The organism is Kitasatospora sp. NPDC089509, from assembly GCF_044749365.1.
Taxonomy (GTDB): Bacteria; Actinomycetota; Actinomycetes; order Streptomycetales; family Streptomycetaceae; genus Kitasatospora.
On record NZ_JBIVHS010000015.1, the window covers coordinates 1 to 19,915 of the forward strand.

Below are 19,915 nucleotides of genomic sequence, written 5' to 3' on the forward strand. Positions count from 1 at the left end.
TGTGGGTGGGGGTTTACACCTAGCTTTCTGACACCAACTCGCATAATAAAAACCGGCGGGCCCCCCCCCCCCGGGGGGGGGGGGGGGGGCCGGGCGCCCCCCCCCCCCCCCCCCGGCCGTACCCCTGCCGTGCCTCAGCGCCGTCCGGAGCGCCGGTCCTTCGCGCCGTCGCCGCCGCCGGTCAGCCCGGCCCGGCGCAGCGCGTCCGCCATGGCGCTGTTCGCCAGCGGGGCGTTGCCGCCGGAGCCGCCGCCCCGCCGGTCCTGGCCACCCTGACCGCCGCCGCGCCGCTCCTGACCGCCCTGGCCGCCCTGGCCGCGGTCACCGCCGCGCCGCTCCTGGCGCGGCGGGCGGGCCTGCCGCTCGCCGCCCCGGTCGCCGCCGCGCTCGCCCCGGTCGCCGCCGCGCTCCCGGCCGCCGCCGACCTCGTCGTCCAGCCGCAGCGTCAGCCCGATCCGCTTGCGCGGCACGTCCACCGTGAGCACCCGGACCTTGACGATGTCGCCCGGCTTGACCACCTCGCGCGGGTCTTTGACGAAGGTCCTGGACAGCGCCGAGACGTGCACCAGCCCGTCCTGGTGGACGCCCACGTCGACGAAGGCGCCGAAGGCGGCCACATTGGTGACCACGCCCTCCAGCACCATGCCGACCTCCAGGTCGCCGATCTTGTCGACGCCCTCCTTGAAGGTCGCGGTGCGGAAGGCCGGACGCGGGTCCCGGCCCGGCTTGTCCAGCTCGCCGAGGATGTCGGTGACGGTCGGGACGCCGAAGGTGTCGTCGGCGAAGTCCGCCGGGCGCAGCGCCCGCAGCCGCTCGCCGTTGCCGATCAGCTCGCGCAGCTCCCCGCCCGTGGTGGCCAGGATGCGGCGCACCACCGGGTAGGCCTCGGGGTGCACGCTGGAGGCGTCCAGCGGGTCGTCGCCGCCGGGGATCCGCAGGAAGCCCGCGCACTGCTCGAAGGCCTTGGGGCCGAGCCGGGAGACGTCCTTGAGCTGCTTGCGGGTGCGGAACGGGCCGTTGGCGTCGCGGTGCGCGACGATGTTGTCGGCCAGCGTGGTGGTGATCCCGGAGACCCGGGTGAGCAGCGGCGCCGAGGCGGTGTTGACGTCCACGCCGACGGCGTTGACGCAGTCCTCGACCACGGCGTCCAGCGAGCGAGAGAGCTTCACCTCGCTCAGGTCGTGCTGGTACTGGCCGACGCCGATCGACTTGGGGTCGATCTTGACCAGCTCGGCCAGCGGGTCCTGGAGGCGGCGGGCGATGGACACCGCGCCGCGGATCGACACGTCCAGGTCCGGCAGCTCCTGGGAGGCGAACGCGGAGGCCGAGTAGACCGAGGCGCCGGCCTCGCTGACCATCGCCTTGGTGAGCTTCAGCTCCGGGTGGAGCTTGAGCAGGTCCTCGGCGAGCTTGTCGGTCTCCCGGGAGGCGGTGCCGTTGCCGATCGCCACCAGGTCGACGTCGTGCTTCTTCGCCAGCGCGGCCAGGGTGTGGAGCGCCGCGTCCCACTTGTTGGCGGGCTGGTGCGGGTAGATCGTCTCGTACGCGACCACCTTGCCGGTGGCGTCCACCACCGCGACCTTCACCCCGGTGCGGAAGCCCGGGTCCAGGCCCATGGTGGCGCGGGTGCCGGCCGGGGCGGCGAGCAGCAGGTCGCGCAGGTTGGCGGCGAAGACCCGGACCGCCTCCTCCTCGGCCTCGGCCCGCAGCCGGGACCGCAGGTCGATGCCGAGCCGCACCAGGACCCGGGTGCGCCAGGCCCAACGGACCGTGTCGCCGAGCCACTTGTCGGCCGGGCGGCCGCGGTCGGCGATGCCGAAGCGGGCCGCGATGCGCTGCTCGTAGTCGCTCTCGCCGGGCAGGTCGGCCTCGGACTCGCCGTCGTAGGGGGAGAGTTCGAGGTCCAGCACCTCCTCCTTCTCGCCGCGCAGCATCGCCAGGATGCGGTGCGAGGGGAGCTTGGTGTACGGCTCGGCGAAGTCGAAGTAGTCGGCGAACTTGGCGCCGTCGCCCTCCTTGCCGTCCCGGACCGTGGCCACCAGGCGGCCGCGGGTCCACATCCGCTCGCGCAGCGAGCCGACCAGGTCGGCGTCCTCGCCGAAGCGCTCCACCAGGATCGCCCGGGCGCCCTCCAGCGCGGCCGCGCCGTCCGCCACCGACTCGTTGAGGTACTGCGCGGCGAGCGCGGCCGGGTCCTGGGCCGGGTCGGCGAGCAGGGTGTCGGCCAGCGGCTCCAGCCCGGCCTCCCGGGCGATCTGCGCCTTGGTGCGCCGCTTGGGCTTGAACGGCAGGTAGATGTCCTCCAGCCGCGCCTTGGAGTCGGCCGCCAGCACCTGGGCGCGCAGCGCGTCGTCCAGCTTGCCCTGGGACTCGATCGACTCCAGGACGGCCGACCGGCGCTCCTCCAACTCGCGCAGGTAGCGCAGCCGCTCCTCCAGCGTGCGCAGCTGGGCGTCGTCCAGCGAGCCGGTGACCTCCTTGCGGTAGCGGGCCACGAACGGCACGGTCGAGCCGCCGTCGAGCAAGTCGACGGCCGCCTTCACCTGCCCCTCGCGGACGCCCAGTTCCTCGGCGATCCTGCGCTCGATCGCCTGCTGGGCCTGCCGGGCCACCTGTTCGACTGGCGTGGTCACGAAGCCGGTCACCTTCTCCTTCTGTGCTTTCGCCCTACGCCCTGCATTCTGGCAGGTACCGGTGACGCCTCCCCGGCGCACCCGGGGCGGCGGGCGTGGCGCGAACCGGCCCCGGCCCCAATCATGCTTGAGCCGGGCCCAGTTGCGACCGCCTACGGTGATGGGCATGGACACCCTGGACACCGCGGCCGAGCTGCAGCGGCTGGCCGCCGCCAAGTACCTGCTGGTCACCACCCACCGGAGGAACGGCACCCCGGTGGCCACCCCGGTCTGGGCCGCCCGGGACGGCGACGCCCTGGTCTTCACCACCGTGACCCGCACCGGCAAGGTCAAGCGGCTGCGGCACCGACCGGACGTCCTGGTCGGGCCGAGCGACATCCGCGGCACCCCGCTCGGACCGCAGGTCCCGGCCACCGCCGTGCTCGACCCCGGGCGGACCGCCCGCTACCGCGGGCTGCTGCGGCGCAAGTACGGGCTGCTGTGCGCGGTGGCGCTGGCCGGGAACGTGCTGCGGTACGGCCGGGGCGGCACCATCGGGGTGCGGGTCACCATCGGCTGACGCCGGTGCCGCCGATGTCGGTGCCGCCGACGCCGGTGCCGGTGCCGCCGGTGCCGCTGGTGCCGCCGCCGAGGCGATCGAAGACGTGTGCGCAGTTCGCGAATCCGGCTGAACCCCGGCGATCTGCGTTGTACGCTGCCGGTCATGTGCGCTGCCGCCCGGATGCACCCCGATGAACCGGTCGTCGACGCGGCCCTGGTACGGCGGTTGATCTCCGCCCAGTTCCCGCAGTGGGTGGGCCTCCCGGTCACCGCGGTCGGGTCCGCCGGGACGGACAACGCGATGTTCCGGCTCGGGCCCGAACTCGCCGTCCGGCTGCCCCGGGTGGAGTGGGCCGCCGGGGACGTCCGCCGCGAACACCAGTGGCTGCCCCGGCTGGCACCCCGGCTGCCGGTGCCCGTACCCGCCCCGCTGGCCGTCGGCCGCCCCGCCGCGGGCTACCCCTGGCAGTGGTCGGTGCTGCGCTGGCTCGACGGCGTCAACCCGGCGGTCGGCGTGCTCGCCGCACCCGGGCCGCTCGCCCGCGACCTGGCCGCCTTCGTCAACGCCCTGCGCGCCGTCAACCCGGCCGGGGCACCGGCCGGCCACCGCAGCGTGCCGCTCGCCTCCCGGGACGGCTCCACCCGCGCGGCGATCGCCCAGCTCACCGGCGCGATCGACACCGCGGCCGCAACCGCCCTGTGGGACAAGGCACTCCGCCTCCCCGAGTACGACGGCCCGCCGCTCTGGATGCACGGCGACCTCACCCCGGGCAACCTGCTGCTGGACCGGTCCGGCCGGCTCGCCGCCGTCATCGACTTCGCCCTGATGGGCGTCGGCGACCCCACCGCCGACCTGATCCCGGCCTGGAACCTGCTCCCCGCCTCCGCCCGTCCCGCCTTCCGCGCCGCCCTGCGCGCCGACGACGCCATGTGGGCCCGCGGCCGCGCCTGGGCCTTCTCCATCGCCCTGGTGTCCATCCCGTACTACCGCCACACCAACCCGGCGCTGACCGCCAACGCCCGGCACGTCGTCCGGGAGGTCCTCGCCGACCGGAGCGTCTAGGGCTCCTGCGGGCCCGGCCCGGCGACGGCCAGCAGGTGCGCCACCAGCGGGCCGCGGTCGTCGGCCCGCCAGGCGAGCGCCGAGCGGGTGCGGGCGGTCCCGGGCTCGATCCGGCGGAAGGCGACGCCCCGCAGCCGGATCCGCCGGATGCCGGCCGGGGCCAGGGAGACCCCGAGCCCCGCGCCGACCAGGGCGCAGACCGTCTGCCACTCCACCGCGTGCTGCCCGATCCTCGGGGTGAAGCCCGCCCCCGCGCACAGGCCGGTGATCCGGTCGTACAGCTGCGGCCCCTCCTCCCGGGGCAGCAGGACGAACGACTCCTCCGCCAACTGCCCGATCCGGACGGTCCGTTGGGCGGCCAGCGGATGGCCCGCCGGGAGGACGGCGACGAAGGGTTCGGTGAGCAGCGTGCGGAACCGCAGCCCCGGCTCGTCGGCGGGCGGCTCGCGCAGCAGGCCGACGTCGATGCCGCGGTCGTGCAGGGCGGCCAGCTGCGGTGCGCTGGTCATCTCCCGCACGTCCAGCCGCACCCCGGGGTGCCGCTCCCGGAAGGTGCGCAGCAGCCCGGGCAGGACGGTCAGGGCGAGCGAGGCGGAGAAGCCGATCCGCAGCCGGCCGGCCTCGCCGCCACCGACGGCGCGGGCGGCCGTCAGCCCGTCCGCGAGGTCGGCCAGCGCCCGGCGCGCGGCGGGCAGCAGTTCGCCGCCGGCCGGGGTCAGGGTCACACCGCCGGGCTCGCGCCGGAACAGCGGGTGGCCGACCTTCTCCTCCAGTCGGCGGATCTGCTGGCTCAGCGGCGGCTGGGCGATGCCGAGCCGGGCGGCGGCCCGGCCGAAGTGCAGTTCCTCGGCGAGGACGGCGAAGGCGTGCAGTTGCGGCAGGGGCAGTTCAGGGCGCTCCATACGCTTAGGGGTATCAGATCGGCGGCCCGCGAGTATTGGACGTATCCCCGCAGGCCACCTAGCGTTCGGCGCATGACGCAGACGACACGGCGGCACGCCGTCCTGAGCGGTTCCACCTTCGAGGAGCAGATCGGCTACGCCCGCGCCGTGGTGGACGGCGACTGGGTGCACGTGTCCGGGACCACCGGGTTCGACTACACCACCATGACCATCTCCGAGGACGTGGTGGAGCAGGCCGAGCAGTGCCTGCGCAACATCGGGGCCGCGCTGACCGAGGCGGGCTCCGGCTTCGCCGACGTGGTCCGGGTGCGCTACCTGCTGCCCGAGCGCGCCGACTTCGAGCCCTGCTGGCCGGTGCTGCGCCGCTGCTTCGGGGATATCCGGCCGGCCGCGACGATGCAGGTGTGCGGCCTAGCGGACGAGCGGATGCGGATCGAGATCGAGGTGACCGCCCACCGCTCGGACGGGTGATCCACCAACACCACTGCTCCCACCTCTGACCGTTGCTATCGTCTCTCGCAACTAGTAGCAGGGGGAGAGTACTTGACGCCCAATACCACCACCGTCAGAGTGCGCGGGAAGGCACTGTGGGTCGGTGGCAATATGTATCCACTGCAACACATCGTCCATACACAGCAGACGACCTGGCCTGCACCCCGTCGCTCGCGGACGATCAGTCGGTTCATCTACCAGATGCTCATATTGCTGTTCTCTGCCATGCTCGCGCTGGCCAGTCACGCTCCGACCATTGCAACCGCATCACTGGTCGTGGTGGGCTCTGCCAGCCTTTGGCAACTGATCAGCCGCCTGAGCCGAAAGACGCTGTACGAGTTGGCCATCGAAATGTCCACCTCCAAGATCACCGTCCTGACGAGCCACGATCGCCAGACGATCGAACATCTCGCCCACGGGATCGCAGCGGGGATCAACAACCCTCAAGCCGAGTTCTCGTTCCAGGCCCACAACCTCCACGTCGGCGACAAGATTACCCAGTACGGCGACCACAACACCGGAAAGCGGGTCGGACTGTGAGCAACTCCTTCCACTTCGGGGACTCCGTCACCCAGCACGGCGACCACAACATCGGCATCGTCAAGAACCAGGGCCCGGTCGACCCGCAGGCCGCGCTGCGCGAACTCGTCGCCGCCGTCCAGCAGTTGCGCGACCAGGTGCCGACCGAGGACCGCGAGGTGCTGGACGAGTCGCTGGAGGCCATCGGCGACGGCTCCGAGGCCTCGCCGTCCGCCCTGCGGCGGGCGCTGCGCAACATCTCGGGGGTGGCTTCGCTGGTCCGGGCGGGCGCGCCGGTGGTGGAGTCGGTGCGGCGGATCCTGGACTCGATCACCTCCTGATTTTTCATACCGGGTCAGGAATCTGCCCTGGTCAACCACAACTGTTAGCCTTCCTGGCATGACCGGACTGCGGGAGCTCAAGAAGGAACGGACCCGGCGGGCCATCTCCGAGGCGGCCATCGGGCTCTTCCTGGAGCACGGCTTCGACCAGGTCTCGGTGGCCGACGTGGCGGCGGCCGCCGAGGTCTCCAAGCCCACCCTGTTCAGCTACTTCGCCAGCAAGGAGGACCTGGTCGTCCACCGCTTCGCCGACCACCAGGAGCAGTCGGCGGACGTCGTCCGCGGCCGGGCCGACGGCGAGCCGGTGCTCGACGCCCTGCGCCGGGACTTCCTGGACGGCCTCGCCCGGCACGACCCGGTCACCGGTCTCAACGACCACCCGCAGATCCTGGCCTTCACCGCCCTGGTGTACGGCACCCCCAGCCTGGCCGCCCGGGTCGGCGCGTACACGGCCCGGGCCGAGCGGTCGCTCGCCGAGGCGCTGCGCGAGGCCCCCGACCTCGCCCCGCCGCACGAGCTCACCGCCCAGCTGCTCGCCGCCCAGGTCACCGCCACCCAGCGGGTCCTGGCCCTGCACAACTGGCGCCGGATCGACCGGGACGGCCGCACCGCCGCCGACCTCCAGCCCGAGGCCGTCGCCGACGCCGACCGCGCCTTCGACCTGCTCGCCCGGGGCTACGACGGGGCTTGACAGCACTGCCTAGAGTGCCGCGCATGACGACGCAACAGATCGGGTTCGAAGCCCTGCACAACTTCCGCGACCTGGGCGGCTGTCCGGCCGCCGACGGCCGGACGGTCCGCCGGGGCCTGCTCTACCGCTCCGACTCGCTCGGCAAGCTCACCACCCCCGCCGACCTGGAGCGGCTCCGCGCCCTCGGCGTGCGGACGGTGATCGACCTGCGCTACGACTGGGAGATCGCCGCCAAGGGCCGGGTCCCCGACTTCGACGGCCTGGAGTACCACCACCTCTCGATCGAGCACCGCCCGTACGACCAGGCCGAGATCGACCCCGCGCTCGACCCCTGGCGCTATCTCGCCGACCGCTTCGCCGAGGTCGCCGAGGACGGGGTGCGGGAGATCCGGCAGGCCCTGGACGTGATCACCGGGGCCGAGGCGCCGGCGGTCTTCCACTGCGCCTCCGGCAAGGACCGCACCGGCCTGATCGCCGCCCTGCTGCTCACCCTGCTCGGCGTCGCCGAGGACGACATCGCCGCCGACTTCGCGCTCACCGAACGCGCCACCCCACGGCTCGTCGCCGACTGGCACGCCGCCCACCCCGGCCGGACCCTGCGCTGGCCCGGCTACGGCCGCGCCCCGGAGACCGTCATCCGGCTCGCCCTCGCCGACCTCGCCGCCCGCCACGGCTCCGTCGAGGGCTACCTCACCGGCCCCCTCGGCATCGACCGCGCCCAGATCGACGCGCTGCGGGCGCGACTGCTCACGGCCTGAGCCACCTCGGCATCTGACGGATAGTCAACGTCCGATCCAGGGCTGGAGTTCACCCCGATTCAGGTTGACGCAAACATGCCAGCCGCCGTTGTCGCCCCCCACCCCCGGTGTCAGGATCGGCCCACTATCCACACGAACCAACGGGAGACACCCATGAGGATGCGCACCCTTCTGCCCGTCGCCCTGCTGACCGCGGCCGGCCTGTTCGCCGGCGTCAACACCGCCACGGCGGCGGACAAGTACCCCGGCTTCCAGTGCTTCAAGACCAAGGACCGCGTGGAGTACTGCAGCGACTCCAAGGTCAAGAACCACGATGCGGGCGTCGCCTGGGTCAAGACCTGCCCGAACGACATCGTCGGGCAGATCAACGGCAAGCCGTACGTCCAGGCCAGCCGCCCGAACGGCGCCCACAGCTGCTGACCCGCACCACCGAGCCCGCCCGGCGCCCCACCGCCGGGCGGGCTCGGTCATGCGCCGCTCCGGCCGGTCGCGCGAATTCCCTTCGCCCGGAAGGGAGTCGACGTGACACCATCCGGCCCATGCCCACTCCCGACCCCAGCCGGACGCACACGATCACCAGCGGGTACAGCGTCTCCGACGACTCCTACTTCCTGGAGCTGGTGGGCGTCGCGGACGGACGGACCCTGCTGATCGCGACCGTCCCCGACGAGGACCCGGCCCGGGAACCGACGATCAGCGTCGACCCCCGGCTGCAGCCCACCGAGATCCCCTACGCCGTGATGCGCCGGTTCATGCGGCAGGTCGAGGAGGAGATCGCCACGGTCCGTGCCTGGATGCGCCTGCGCCCCGAACTCGTCACCCTCATCCACGCGTTACGCCAGGAGTACTGCGGCGCGGTCGACGACGCCGGCTTCCCCGCAGTGCTGGCCCGGGTCCGCGCCACCGTCCCGCCCGCCGACGTGACCACCGTCATCGAGGCCGCCTTCCGCCGTACCCCCGCCGACTTCGGCATTCCGGACAGAGCCTAGCGGCGCCGGCCCCGGGACGGGCGGGGGCCGTTGCCCCGGCGGGCGGGCTTCGACGGGGCGGCGGCCGGGGTGGCCTCGGGCCAGTGGGTGGGGCGGGTGAGGGCGGCCGGGAGGCGGGTGGTGGCGTCGCCGCGGGCGGCGTTGAGCTGGATCTGGGTGAGGAAGAGCGCGGTGGTGAGGTCGGCGCCGGTCAGGTCGGCGTCGCGCAGGTCGGCGCCGATGAGGTCGGCGAGGCGCAGGTCGGCGCCGGAGAGGTCGGCGGCGACCAGGAGGGCGCCGCGCAGGTTGGCGCCCCGGAGGTCGGCGCCGCGCAGGCGGGCGCCGAAGAAGTCGGCGCCGCGGTGTTCGCGGCGGCGGGGGACGCCGGCCCGGACGAGTTCGCTGGCCCGCAGCAGGAGCTCGCTGACCCGCCCGCGGTGGGCGGGGACGTCGACGGCGAGGATCTCCTCGGGGGTGCCGGCGGCGAGCCGGTCGGTCTCCTCCAGGGCCTGTCGCAGCTCGGCGTGGACCGCGGCGGCGGGGACGAAGGTGAGCGCCTCGGTGAGGTAGCGGAGCAGTTCGTGGAGCTGCCGGACGATCGGGAAGACGTCGAACATCGGCTTACCGTTGGCGGGCTCCTCGCGCCAGCTGACCCCGCCGAAGGTCACCTGGGAGACCCGCTGGCCGGCGCCGAAGCAGTCGTAGACGGTGCAGCCCTGGAAGCCGCTGTCCCGGAGCCGGGCGTGGATCCCGCAGCTGAAGTCCGTCTGCAGGTTGCGGCAGGCGGTGCCGGCGGCCTTGCCGACGGCGAAGTCGGTGCCGGCGGCGAACGGCAGGGCGACGCAGCAGAGCCCGAAGCAGCTGCCGCAGTCGGACTGGAGCGGGGTCGGCGCGGCCGCCTCGGTGTTCTGCGGCGGCTCGGTCTCGCTCACGTCCGGGGTCCTTCCAGCAGCTGGGCGCCGGTGCAGCCCGGCGCGTCGAACCCGTCAAGATTACTGGGCAGGCCGCCCCTCGCGCGGGTAAGGTGTGAGATCGATGAGAGACCATTACACGCGGGGGAGCAGGGTCATGTCTCAGCCGAACGTCACCGAGCTGGTCCGGATGTGGATCAGCGGCTGGACCGTCTCCCGGGGCGCCGCCGACCCGGTGGAGCAGCCCTGGGGCTGGACCATCGACGTCGGCGCACCGGCCAGGGAGGTGGCCCGGCACGTACTGCCGGAGCCGACCGAGGACGAGGTCCGCAAGCTCGCCGGGGCGACCACCGCGCCGACCACCTGGCTGAAGCTGTTCGCCGAGGACGGGACCGTCCGGCCCTGGCTGGGCCCGCAGTGGCGGCTGGACCCGCCGGGCTTCCTGATGACCGCCCCGCTCAGCCCCGAACCGCCCGCCCTCCCGGCCGGCTACACCCTGACCACCTGGACCAGGGGCGGAGTGCTGCGCGCCCTGGTCCGCAGCACGGACGGGCACCTCGCCGCCCGGGGCCAGGCGGGCCTGGCCGGCCCGGTGGCCGTGCCGGACCAGATCGGCACCAGTCCCGAGCACCGCCGCCGGGGCCTGGGCTCCGTGGTGATGGCGGCGCTGCGGTCCGGCGCGTACGAGGCGGGCGCCCGCACCGGCGTGCTGGTCGGCACGGCGGACGGCCGGGCGCTGTACACCGCGCTCGGCTGGACCACCCACGCCCCGATGGCGAGCCTGGTCCTGGAGCCGGAGCAGCCCGGAGCGGGCTGGCTCGGCTAGGGCCTGTCCGCCGCGGGGCCCTGGGCGTGTCTGGCAATTCGCGTCGGATCAGCGCGCGGCGTCGGGGTGCGTGCATCGCAAGGCGGAGGAGGGAGTCCATGCGGAGCATCGGCGACCGACGACAACGCGGCGAGGTGCGTGCCCCGACGCCGCGCGCCCGGCGGGAATTGTCAGACACGCCCTATCGGTACGGCAGCAGCTCCGGCCGCTTGGCCGGGCGGCCGTCGCCGGAGGAGCGGCCGGTGAGGCGGCGGCCGATCCACGGGCCGAGGTGGGTGCCCAGCCAGCGGGCGTCGGAGCGCAGCTGCTCGGCCCGGCCGGGCGGGGCGACGGCGGGCAGCGGGGCGCGCCAGTCGGAGGCGGCGGGGCGGCCGAGCGCTTCGAGCACTCCCTCGGCGACCCGGCGGTGGCCCTCGGGCGACAGGTGGAGGCGGTCCTCGGCCCAGAGCCGGCGGTCGTCGAAGCAGGGCGCGGAGAAGAGGTCGACGACGGCGATGCCGTCCTGCTGCCCGAGTTCCTGGACGAAGGCCTTCATCCGCAGGATGGCGGGCAGCAGCCGGCCGCCGCCCGCCATCCTGCGGGTGGGGTCGGTGCTGGTGAACAGCACGACGGTGGCGCCGGTGGCGCGCAGTTCGGTGGCGCAGCGGCCGAGCAGCCGCTCGACCCGGTCGATGTCGCAGCCGGGGCGCAGCACGTCGTTGAGGCCGCCGGCCAGGGTGACGAGTTCGGCGCCCATCCCGGCCGCGGTGGCGAGCTGTTCGTCGTGGATCTGGCCGATGAGCTTGCCGCGCACGGCGAGGTTGGCGTACCGGAAGTCCGCGTCCTCGTCGTCCCGGGCCTCGGCGGCCAGCGCGGTGGCGACCCGGTCGGCCCAGCCGCGGTAGTGGCCGTCGGGCAGGAGGTCGTCGCACATGCCCTCGGTGAAGGAGTCCCCGACGGCGACGTAGCTGGCGTAGCTGCGCTTGGTGGTGGGCACGGGCGGCCTCCGCTCTCCTTCGAGGACTCTCCTCGGACGGCGCCGCCCGGCTGGCTCAGGGAGCGGCCCGACGATCGTACGTGTGCACTTGCCAACCAGTACGGCGGGGGCCCGGCCCGCTCAGTCGGTACGCCCGCTCAGGCGGTACGCCCGCTCAGAGCGTCGCCCCCGAAGCCGTGAACCAGTGCTCCCGCACCGCGTCGGTGGGCCGCTGCTCGCCCAGGGCGCTCAGCCCCCACTCGCCCAGGGCCTCGATCACCGGCCGCAGTTCGCGTCCGCGCTCGGTCAGCTCGTACACCGTCGCGTTGGCCGGCCGTTCCAGCCGTCGCCGTTCCGCGAGCCCCTCGCCCTCCAGCTGCTTGAGCCGGGCGGCCAGGATGTCGGTGGAGACGCCGGGCAGGTCGGCGTGCAGGTCGGTGTAGCGGCGCGGGCCGCGCAGGAGTTCACGGACGATCAGGAGGCTCCAGCGTTCCCCCACCGCGTCCAGGGCGCGGGCGACGGCGCAGTACTGGTCGTAGCTTCGGCGTGACATGTGGATCAGCATAGCCAAGAGGTTGGACTTTCCAAGTGCCAACTTGGTAGAACAAAGCTGAAGCAACGGAGCGGTGGTGACGGTCGGGAGGCCGCAGATGGAGTTTCGGCAGTCCAGCAAGCTGAATGACGTGTGCTACGAGATCCGCGGCCCGGTGGTCGACCAGGCCAACGCCCTGGAGGAGGCCGGGCACAGCGTGCTGCGGCTGAACACCGGCAACCCGGCCCCGTTCGGCTTCGAGGCGCCCGAGGAGATCATCCAGGACATCATCCGCAACCTGCCCTCGGCGCACGGCTACAGCGACTCGCGCGGCATCCTGCCCGCCCGTCGCGCGGTGGTGCAGTACTACCAGCAGCGCGGGGTGCAGGGCGTCGGCGTCAACGACGTCTACCTCGGCAACGGCGTCTCCGAGCTGATCCAGATGGCGATCACCGCGCTGGTCGACGACGGCGACGAGGTGCTCGTCCCGATGCCGGACTACCCGCTGTGGACGGCCTCGGTCCGGCTGGCCGGCGGCAAGGCCGTGCACTACCTGTGCGACGAGGAGGCCGAGTGGTACCCGGACCTCGACGACATCGCCGCCAAGATCACCGCCCGCACCAAGGCGATCGTGGTCATCAACCCCAACAACCCCACCGGCGCGGTCTACCCGAAGGAGCTGTTGGAGGGGATCCTCGACCTGGCCCGCCGCCACCAGCTGATGGTGCTGGCCGACGAGATCTACGACAAGATCCTCTACGACGGCACCGAGCACCACTGCCTGGCCGCGCTCGCCGACGACGTGCTCACCCTCACCTTCAACGGCCTCTCCAAGGCCTACCGGGTGGCCGGCTTCCGCAGCGGCTGGCTGGTCGTCTCCGGCCCCAAGCAGCACGCCACCGACTACCTGGAGGGCCTGACCATGCTCTCCGGCATGCGGCTGTGCCCCAACGTGCCCGCGCAGTACGCCGTCCAGGCCGCGCTCGGCGGCCACCAGTCCATCAACGACCTGGTGCTGCCCGGCGGCCGGCTCACCGAACAGCGCGACATCGCGGTCAAGGCGCTCAACGAGATCCCCGGCGTCAGCTGCGTCAAGCCCAAGGGCGCGCTGTACGCCTTCGCCCGGCTCGACCCGGCGGTGCACCGGATCGTCGACGACGAGCGCTTCGTGCTGGACCTGCTGCTGCGCGAGAAGATCCACGTCGTCCAGGGCACCGGCTTCAACTGGCCCCGCCCGGACCACTTCCGCTTCGTCACCCTGCCGCGCGCCGACGACCTGGAGACGGCGATCAACCGGATCGGGCGCTTCCTGGCGACGTACCGGCAGGTCTGACCGCCTACGCTCGGCCCATGACCACGCTCCGCTCCGTCGCCCTGTTCGCCGTCGCCGCGCTCGCCGAGATCGGCGGCTGCTGGCTGGTCTGGCAGAGCGTGAAGGAGCAACGGCCGTGGTGGCTGGCCGGGTTGGGCGTGGTGGCGCTCGGCGCGTACGGCTTCGTGGCGGCACTGCAGCCGGACGCCGCCTTCGGCCGGGTACTGGCCGCCTACGGCGGGGTGTTCGTGGCCGGCTCACTGCTGTGGGGTGTGGTCGTGGACGGCTTCCGGCCGACCCGGTACGACCTGCTGGGGGCGCTGATCTGCCTGGCCGGGGTCGGCGTGATCATGTACGGACCCCGGCGCTGAACGGGTACAGGCCCCGGCGCTGAACGGGTACGGGCCCCGGCGCCGAACGCGTACGGGCCCCGGCGCCGAACGCGTACGGGCCCCGGCGCCGAACGCGCCGGGGCCCGTGGGGCGTTGCGGGACTACCAGCCCCAGCCGCCGCCCTGACCGTCGTCGTCGTGGTCGGAGTCCCAGCCCTCGCCGACGTTGCGCAGGATCGTGTAGTTGTCGATCTGCGTGCCGTTCTCGGCCAGCGCGGTGACCTTCATGACCGACTTCTGGCCCAGGTGGGCCGGGGTGACGTCGACCTTGATGAAGGAGTAGCCGGTGTAGCGGACCCGCGACCACTGGATGGTCTCGGGGGTCTTCACCTTGCCCTTGCTCCAGTAGTAGGTCTTGACCTCGTCCTGGTGGTTCTCGTGCCCCTCGTAGGTGTCCGGCACGTCGAACTTGTACAGGCTGCGGCCGGCCGCGCCCGCGGTCACGTAGACCACGCCGTCCTTGGCCGGCTCGATGGTGGCGCCGCTCGGCACCTGCTTCGAGACCTTGTTGCCGAGGATCGCGTCGGTGCGCTCGTAGATGTGGTTGTGGCCGTTGATGACCAGGTCCACCCGGTACTTCTCGAACAGCGGCACCCAGGCCTCGCGGACACCGCCCTCGGAGGCGTGCGCGACGGTGGTGGAGAAGGCGCAGTGGTGGAAGAAGACTACGACGAAGTCGACGGTCTCGTCGTTGCGCAGGTCCTTGAGGGTGCGCTCCAGCCACTTGGTCTGCTTGTTCGCCGAGATGCCCAGGTTGGCCGGGATCTCGTAGGAGACGTCGTTGGCGTCCAGCGAGATGACGCCGACGTTCTTGTAGCGGAAGGTGTAGACGCCGGGGACCTTGCGCGGGTCCGGGCCGTTGTCCGGCAGGAAGAAGCGGGCGTTCTCGCCGCCGTAGCCGTTCGGCGAGTACCAGGCCTCGATGTCGTGGTTGCCGTACGCGACCATCCACGGGATCTCGGCGGCGACCGTCTCGGTCTGCACCAGGAAGTCGTCCCAGGTCCGCGCGTTGAAGACGGACTTGTCCGGGTCGGTGCCGGAACCGGCCGGGTCGGCGTAGCAGATGTCGCCGGCGTGCAGGTGGAAGGCCGGCTTCTGGGCCTTGATGATGTTGTCGTTGCCGGCCGCGTGGGCGCTGACGCCCTGGTCGCCGAAGGCGGTGAAGGTGAACGGCTCGTACACCTTGCCCCAGCGGTGGTCGCGGGAGGGCGCGGTGCGGAAGGTGTGCAGCGTGGAGATCTGCTGCTGGGAGGCGGGGTCGAAGCCCTCGTGGCCGACGCCGTAGTAGTAGGTGGTGTCGGGGTGGAGGTCCTCCAGCGCCACGTGCAGGTAGTACTGGTCCACCGGCTGGCTGTTGGGGGTCAGCGCCGGGGTGTGCAGGGCGCGGACCTCGGCCTGGACCTTGTGGCTCAGCTCCCACGGGGTCTTGCCGAAGCGCAGGAACGGCTTCTTGACCGGCGCCGGGACCTGCCAGGAGATGCGGAACTGGGTGTCCGGCTCGGGGCCGAACTGGAGGTGGCGCCCGATCGGCGCCACCAGCGAACCGTCGATGCCGGCCGTCGTGGCACCGGTCACCAGCTGGGGACCGGCCGGAGCGGCGAAGGCCGGCGCACTGCCCAGTGCACCACCGACGGCGACGGCACCCACGGTCACGGCGCCGGCGCGCAGCATGCGACGGCGGGAGAAACGGGCCCGCAGGTACTCGTGCTGCTCGGCCATGCTCATGCGGTCGGCGAGCTTGGCCGGCACGCCCATGTTGGGGATATCCATGCGCGGGACTCTCCCAGTGGATCATGGACCGCATGCGGACTTCCGGTGAACGAGCGTCAGCGCGTCATCGAACACGCACACCAAGATCCGGCCATGGCGAGGTAAAGATCATGCCCATGATCGGGCCCGGTCAGGAGGAGGATTCGTCCCAGAGGTTCGCGGACCGGCTGCCGGTGCCGTCGCAGGTGCGGCAGATCTCGTCCCGGTACGCCTGCTTGGCGCCGGTCGCGTCCACCCGGTAGCGGACGTACACCCCGGTGCCGTCGCACAGGAAGCAGTTGCCGCCGCCCCCGCCCACCTCGGTGGTGCCGGTGCCCTGGCAGGTACGGCAGTTGAGGCCGGCGGTCCGGCCGGTGCCCGCGCAGATACGGCAGACCGTCGTCATCGTCTTCCTCCCCTTGCGCGGAACCGCTCGATGCCACCGGTCATGGTAGTGGGCCGACCCGGTGGCCGTCCCCGGACGCGAACACGGCGTTCCGCCAGGCGAGTTGAATCACTCGGGCAGGCCCTCGCGGACCCGGCGGGAGACCGAGATCAGCTGGAGGTCCAGCAGCCCCGGCGGCTCGGCGACACCGGGCCCGCCCGCCGCCACCCAGGCGGCTATGTCGTCGATCATCTCGTCCATCAGCACGAAGCCGAGCCAGACCGGCCGCGCGCCCGCCGCCCGCCCCACACTGGACGGGCCGACCACCACCACGTTGGACTGGGAGCACACGTCCAGGCACTTCGACGCCCGGACCCGGCCCGCCGAACCGACCGCCGTCCGCAGCCGCTCGAACTGCCCCGCGTGGTCCACCTCCGGGTGCTTGGTCCGGCTGCCGCAGCAGCAGTCGCGGCAGACGGTGACGGTCACCGGGGCGCCGGCGCCCTGCTTGCCGTCGCGGTCGCGGCCACGGTCACCGCTGCGGCCACGGTCACTGCTGCGGCCCGAGTCTCGACGGCTCATCCCCGCTGGTCCCCCTCCTGGTCGGCGGCCCCGGCCCGCGGCACGCTCTGCACCGGAACTGTACCTGTCACGCCCGGGGCCCTCGGCGACCGCCCGGGCCCGCTGAACTAGGATCCGGCCGACGACGTGGCACGGAAAGAGGAAAGAGGGGGCGCACGGATGCCGAGGCGGAGGATCCGGGGTCTGTGGTTCGCACTGGCCGTGGCGGTGACCGGCATCCTGTGCGGAGCACTCGGACTCTCGGTGGTCCTCACCGGCGGCTACTCCCTCCACCGGATGGACGGCACCGCGATGGGCCCCGGCCTCCGACCCGGCGACCGGATGCTGGCCGACCGGGTCGCGGCCGGGGACGTCCGGCGCGGCGAGGTCTACATCGTCGACTCGCCCTGGGGCCTCCACACCGCCCCGGTGTTCCGGGTGATGGCCCTCGGCGGCCAGCGCATCGCCTGCGCCGGCGGACAGCTCAGCCTGGACGGGGCGCCGCTGGACGAGCCGAGCGCCCGACAGGCCGGCACCTGCACCCGCGACTTCGAGGTCACCGTCCCGCCCGGGCGGGCCTTCCTGATGGGCGACCGGCGGGACACCGCCGCCGACTCCCGGCAGCACCTCGACGACGACCGGCAGGGGACGGTCGACCTCGCCGCGCTGACCGGGAACCGGGTGGTCTGGGACTCCGGCGACGACTCCCCCGCCCTGCCCGGCAAGTTGATCGGCGCGGCGGTCCTGATGGTGCTCGGCGCGCTGATCACCGTGATCGGGGTGCTCGCCGTCGTCGTCCTGGCCTCCTTCGCCGCCGCCCGGCGCCGCACCGCCCGGTAACCGGACCGCCCGGCAACCGCACCGCGCGGCATCGGGAATTCCGTTCGCCGCCGTTCCGATCGCCGTGATTTCCGACCGCCGCTATTTCCGAAACGCGGTGGAGCGGAATTCGAAATGTCACCCGGTGCCAGCTGACGGGTTTTCCGGAATTCCGGCCGAAACCATGGACGCCGCCGAAACCTGGCAGTAACTTACCTGCGAGTAGTAGCTGTGGCCCGGCTCGGCACGACCCCCACCCGTCGTTTCTCTCCCCCAGGAGGAACCCGTGCTCCGCCCTGCCCGGAATTCCCGGCGATTCCGCAATTCCAGTGTCCTGGCCGCCGTCGCCGTCGGCGCCGTCCTCGCGCTCACCTCCACCACCGCCCAGGCCGCCACCCCCGCCCCCCGGCACTACGTGGCCCTCGGCGACTCCTACGCCGCCGGCGCGGGCGTGCCCGGCCAGTCCGGCGGCCTGTGCCTGCGCTCCGACCACAACTACGGCCACCTGGTGGCCGCCTCGCTCGGAGCCGGCCACTACACCGACGTCACCTGCTCGGCCGCCAAGGTCAAGGCGATGACCCAGCCGCAGTACGACGCCTTCATCCGGGTCAACGACCCGCAACTGGACTCGGTGACCGCCGACACCGACCTGGTCACCCTCGGGATCGGCGGCAACGACCTCGCCGCCAGCGACCTCGGCCTCGGCGAACTGGTCGCCACCTGCATCGCCGGCGCCGTCGTCAACCCGCTCGGCACGCCCTGCAAGGACGTCTACCACCACGGCTACTGGGACTGGAAGACCTGGTCCTGGCAGTACGGCAACGACGACCTGGCCCAGCGGATCCACAGCAGCATCGCCCCGCAGATCGCCACCACCCTGCGGCAGATCCACGCCAAGGCGCCCAAGGCCCGGGTGCTGCTGGTCGGTTACCCGTCCGTGCTGCCCGCCGACGGCTCGACCTGCGTGCTGCGCCAGCCGGTGACCCCGGGCGACGTCGAGTACATGCACGGCGTGCTGAACGAGCTGAACGCCGCCCTCAAGTCCACCGCCGCCGCCAACGGCGCCACGTACGTGGACACCGCGACGCCCACCCGCGGGCACGACGTCTGCTCGGACGACCGCTGGATCGAGGGCGCACTGCCCGGCTCGCCGGCCGTGCCGTTCCACCCGAACGCCACCGGCGAGAAGGTGATGGCGGACGCGGTGCTCGCCGCGCTGCGCTGAGCGGTGCCGCTCCGGAGAACCCCGAGGGGCCGGTGACCGGACCCCCGTCACCGGCCCCTCGGTTCTTCGGCTCTCAGGCCCGGCCTCCGGCTACTCCGACTCGGCGCCGACGCCGGCCGCCAGCCCCGCCGACCACTTCTCCTCGACCTTGCCGAACTTCCAGAACGCGATCGCCCCGACCCAGGTCAGCACGAACAGTCCGACGATCGCGTAGCCGACGAAGTTGAGGTCCAGGGCGCCGATCCAGGCGATCGGCCCGCTGGTGATGTCCAACTTCTCGCCGAGCAGGCCGATCAGCTCGACCAGGCCGATGACCAGCGCGACCAGCACCGACAGCCCGGTGACCGTCAGGTTGTAGTAGATCTTCCGGACCGGCCGGGAGAACGCCCACTCGTAGGCGAAGTTCATGAACGAGCCGTCGATGGTGTCCAGCAGGCTCATCCCGGCCGCGAACAGGATCGGCAGCGTCAGCAGCGCGTACCAGGGCAGCGAGAACGCCGCCGCGCCGCCGGCCAGCACCAGCAGCGACACCTCGGTCGCGGTGTCGAAGCCCAGGCCGAACAGCAGGCCCACCGGGTACATGTGCCAGGGCTTGGTCACCGCCCGGGTGACCTTGCCGAGGATCCGGTTCATCAGCCCGCGCCGCTCCAACTGGCGCTCCAGCTCGGCCTCGTCGTACTCGCCCTGGCGCATCCGGCGGAACACCTTGAGGATCCCGTTGAAGGCTCCCAGGTTGATCAGGCCGAGCAGCAGCAGGAAGGTGCCGGAGACGGTGGTGCCGATCAGGCCGGTCATCTTGTGCAGGGTCGAGTCGTCCGCCTGGACCTGGTCGGCGAGCGTGCGGATGCCGAAGGCCAGCAGCGCGCAGAGACCGAAGACGATCGAGGAGTGCCCGAGCGAGAACCAGAAGCCGACCGACAGCGGGCGCTTGCCCTGGCCCATCAGCTTGCGGGTGGTGTTGTCGATCGCCGCGATGTGGTCGGCGTCGAAGGCGTGCCGCATGCCGAGGGTGTAGGCGGTCAGGCCCATGCCCGCGCCGAAGACCTGGCCGCCGACGTCGTAGTGCTCGGGCGCGACCAGGGCGAGCAGGGTGAACCAGCCGATGACGTGCAGCGCGAGGATGAAGCCGCCCATCCCGGCCAGCCGGATCCACTCCTCGCGGGTGAGCCGGTCGCGCCATCTGACGGGCGGCGCACCTGTCGGGGCACGTGTGGCTGGGCTGGACATCCTGCGGTCCTTCCGGGTGATTCGGGCCCGGTCGGCCCGCTGAGCTGGGCCATCTTTCCCCCCTCCGGGTCGCAGATGCAAGTCATGTGCAAATACCGGACGGGGCGGGCCGGAC

22 protein-coding genes and 1 pseudogene are annotated in these 19,915 nt (G+C 72.5%); 14 read left to right on the forward strand and 9 right to left on the reverse strand.

Translation table 11 applies throughout. The annotated features are described in order from the left end of the window. Positions 1–134 precede the first annotated feature (134 nt). Positions 135–2,633 carry a Tex family protein gene (locus tag ACIP4P_RS27390; RefSeq protein ID WP_400922830.1) on the reverse strand — a complete coding sequence of 833 codons (2,499 nt, stop codon included), beginning with the start codon at positions 2,631–2,633 and terminating at the stop codon, positions 135–137. A gap of 166 nt (positions 2,634–2,799) precedes the next feature. Between ACIP4P_RS27390 and ACIP4P_RS27395 the strand changes: the two genes are divergently transcribed. Further along, positions 2,800–3,192, forward strand: a complete 393-nt coding sequence (locus ACIP4P_RS27395; protein WP_350518036.1) for a PPOX class F420-dependent oxidoreductase — start codon at positions 2,800–2,802, stop codon at positions 3,190–3,192. Between the two features lie 144 nt (positions 3,193–3,336). Continuing rightward, positions 3,337–4,236 carry an aminoglycoside phosphotransferase family protein gene (locus tag ACIP4P_RS27400; protein ID WP_350518035.1) on the forward strand — a complete coding sequence of 300 codons (900 nt, stop codon included), beginning with the start codon at positions 3,337–3,339 and terminating at the stop codon, positions 4,234–4,236. Here ACIP4P_RS27400 and ACIP4P_RS27405 read toward each other — a convergent pair. Then, positions 4,233–5,138, reverse strand: coding sequence for a LysR family transcriptional regulator (locus ACIP4P_RS27405; protein ID WP_400922832.1), 906 nt, complete (start codon positions 5,136–5,138; stop codon positions 4,233–4,235). The genes ACIP4P_RS27400 and ACIP4P_RS27405 overlap by 4 nt on opposite strands. 72 nt (positions 5,139–5,210) lie before the next feature. Between ACIP4P_RS27405 and ACIP4P_RS27410 the strand changes: the two genes are divergently transcribed. The 7 genes from ACIP4P_RS27410 to ACIP4P_RS27440 all read left to right on the forward strand — a co-directional run bounded on the left by ACIP4P_RS27410 (position 5,211) and on the right by ACIP4P_RS27440 (position 8,928). Next, on the forward strand, positions 5,211–5,609 hold the full coding sequence (locus ACIP4P_RS27410) for a RidA family protein (RefSeq protein WP_400922834.1): 399 nt from the start codon (positions 5,211–5,213) through the stop codon (positions 5,607–5,609). Positions 5,610–5,681: 72 nt separating this feature from the next. Further along, positions 5,682–6,170, forward strand: a complete 489-nt coding sequence (locus tag ACIP4P_RS27415) for a DUF6232 family protein (protein WP_400922836.1) — start codon at positions 5,682–5,684, stop codon at positions 6,168–6,170. After that, positions 6,167–6,490: a hypothetical protein gene (locus ACIP4P_RS27420; RefSeq protein WP_400922838.1), complete on the forward strand. Its 324-nt coding sequence runs from the start codon at positions 6,167–6,169 to the stop codon at positions 6,488–6,490. Before ACIP4P_RS27415 ends, ACIP4P_RS27420 begins: the two co-directional genes overlap by 4 nt. 58 nt (positions 6,491–6,548) lie before the next feature. Next, positions 6,549–7,181, forward strand: a complete 633-nt coding sequence (locus ACIP4P_RS27425; RefSeq protein WP_400922839.1) for a TetR/AcrR family transcriptional regulator — start codon at positions 6,549–6,551, stop codon at positions 7,179–7,181. A gap of 23 nt (positions 7,182–7,204) precedes the next feature. After that, positions 7,205–7,939: a tyrosine-protein phosphatase gene (locus ACIP4P_RS27430; RefSeq protein ID WP_400922840.1), complete on the forward strand. Its 735-nt coding sequence runs from the start codon at positions 7,205–7,207 to the stop codon at positions 7,937–7,939. A gap of 153 nt (positions 7,940–8,092) precedes the next feature. After that, positions 8,093–8,359, forward strand: coding sequence for a hypothetical protein (locus tag ACIP4P_RS27435; RefSeq protein WP_400922842.1), 267 nt, complete (start codon positions 8,093–8,095; stop codon positions 8,357–8,359). A gap of 119 nt (positions 8,360–8,478) precedes the next feature. Further along, positions 8,479–8,928, forward strand: coding sequence for a hypothetical protein (locus ACIP4P_RS27440; RefSeq protein WP_400922844.1), 450 nt, complete (start codon positions 8,479–8,481; stop codon positions 8,926–8,928). Here ACIP4P_RS27440 and ACIP4P_RS27445 read toward each other — a convergent pair. After that, positions 8,925–9,839 (reverse strand): pentapeptide repeat-containing protein, encoded by a 915-nt coding sequence (locus ACIP4P_RS27445; protein WP_400922846.1) that lies wholly within the window; start codon positions 9,837–9,839, stop codon positions 8,925–8,927. The genes ACIP4P_RS27440 and ACIP4P_RS27445 overlap by 4 nt on opposite strands. A gap of 136 nt (positions 9,840–9,975) precedes the next feature. Between ACIP4P_RS27445 and ACIP4P_RS27450 the strand changes: the two genes are divergently transcribed. Next, entirely contained in the window at positions 9,976–10,644 is a 669-nt protein-coding gene (locus ACIP4P_RS27450) for a GNAT family N-acetyltransferase (RefSeq protein ID WP_400922848.1), read from the forward strand. Between the two features lie 181 nt (positions 10,645–10,825). On the opposite strand, the gene ACIP4P_RS27455 is transcribed toward ACIP4P_RS27450, so the two are convergent. Both ACIP4P_RS27455 and ACIP4P_RS27460 read right to left on the reverse strand, forming a co-directional pair. After that, positions 10,826–11,620, reverse strand: a complete 795-nt coding sequence (locus ACIP4P_RS27455) for an SGNH/GDSL hydrolase family protein (protein ID WP_400922850.1) — start codon at positions 11,618–11,620, stop codon at positions 10,826–10,828. Between the two features lie 178 nt (positions 11,621–11,798). Next, a pseudogene (locus ACIP4P_RS27460) lies at positions 11,799–12,152 on the reverse strand (winged helix-turn-helix transcriptional regulator); the annotation flags it as partial. 97 nt (positions 12,153–12,249) lie between these two features. Between ACIP4P_RS27460 and ACIP4P_RS27465 the strand changes: the two are divergent. Both ACIP4P_RS27465 and ACIP4P_RS27470 read left to right on the forward strand, forming a co-directional pair. Continuing rightward, positions 12,250–13,464, forward strand: a complete 1,215-nt coding sequence (locus ACIP4P_RS27465) for a pyridoxal phosphate-dependent aminotransferase (RefSeq protein WP_350518026.1) — start codon at positions 12,250–12,252, stop codon at positions 13,462–13,464. A gap of 17 nt (positions 13,465–13,481) precedes the next feature. Next, positions 13,482–13,814 (forward strand): YnfA family protein, encoded by a 333-nt coding sequence (locus tag ACIP4P_RS27470; RefSeq protein ID WP_350518025.1) that lies wholly within the window; start codon positions 13,482–13,484, stop codon positions 13,812–13,814. 122 nt (positions 13,815–13,936) lie between these two features. Here ACIP4P_RS27470 and ACIP4P_RS27475 read toward each other — a convergent pair whose 3' ends face one another. The 3 genes from ACIP4P_RS27475 to ACIP4P_RS27485 form a co-directional block, all read right to left on the reverse strand. Further along, positions 13,937–15,604 (reverse strand): fibronectin type III domain-containing protein, encoded by a 1,668-nt coding sequence (locus ACIP4P_RS27475; RefSeq protein ID WP_400922852.1) that lies wholly within the window; start codon positions 15,602–15,604, stop codon positions 13,937–13,939. A gap of 130 nt (positions 15,605–15,734) precedes the next feature. Further along, the gene (locus tag ACIP4P_RS27480) at positions 15,735–15,989 is read right to left on the reverse strand and encodes a hypothetical protein (RefSeq protein ID WP_350518023.1); all 255 of its coding nucleotides are present in this window, start codon (positions 15,987–15,989) and stop codon (positions 15,735–15,737) included. A gap of 108 nt (positions 15,990–16,097) precedes the next feature. Continuing rightward, positions 16,098–16,550 carry a (2Fe-2S) ferredoxin domain-containing protein gene (locus ACIP4P_RS27485; RefSeq protein WP_400922854.1) on the reverse strand — a complete coding sequence of 151 codons (453 nt, stop codon included), beginning with the start codon at positions 16,548–16,550 and terminating at the stop codon, positions 16,098–16,100. A 159-nt stretch (positions 16,551–16,709) separates the two neighbouring features. Between ACIP4P_RS27485 and lepB the strand changes: the two genes are divergently transcribed. Together lepB and ACIP4P_RS27495 are read left to right on the forward strand one after the other, a co-directional pair. Further along, positions 16,710–17,369 carry a signal peptidase I gene (gene lepB, locus ACIP4P_RS27490; protein WP_400922856.1) on the forward strand — a complete coding sequence of 220 codons (660 nt, stop codon included), beginning with the start codon at positions 16,710–16,712 and terminating at the stop codon, positions 17,367–17,369. 265 nt (positions 17,370–17,634) lie between these two features. After that, on the forward strand, positions 17,635–18,573 hold the full coding sequence (locus ACIP4P_RS27495) for an SGNH/GDSL hydrolase family protein (RefSeq protein WP_400922858.1): 939 nt from the start codon (positions 17,635–17,637) through the stop codon (positions 18,571–18,573). 90 nt (positions 18,574–18,663) lie between these two features. On the opposite strand, the gene ACIP4P_RS27500 is transcribed toward ACIP4P_RS27495, so the two are convergent. Continuing rightward, positions 18,664–19,800: a HoxN/HupN/NixA family nickel/cobalt transporter gene (locus ACIP4P_RS27500; RefSeq protein ID WP_400922860.1), complete on the reverse strand. Its 1,137-nt coding sequence runs from the start codon at positions 19,798–19,800 to the stop codon at positions 18,664–18,666. Between the last annotated feature and the right edge of the window lie 115 nt (positions 19,801–19,915).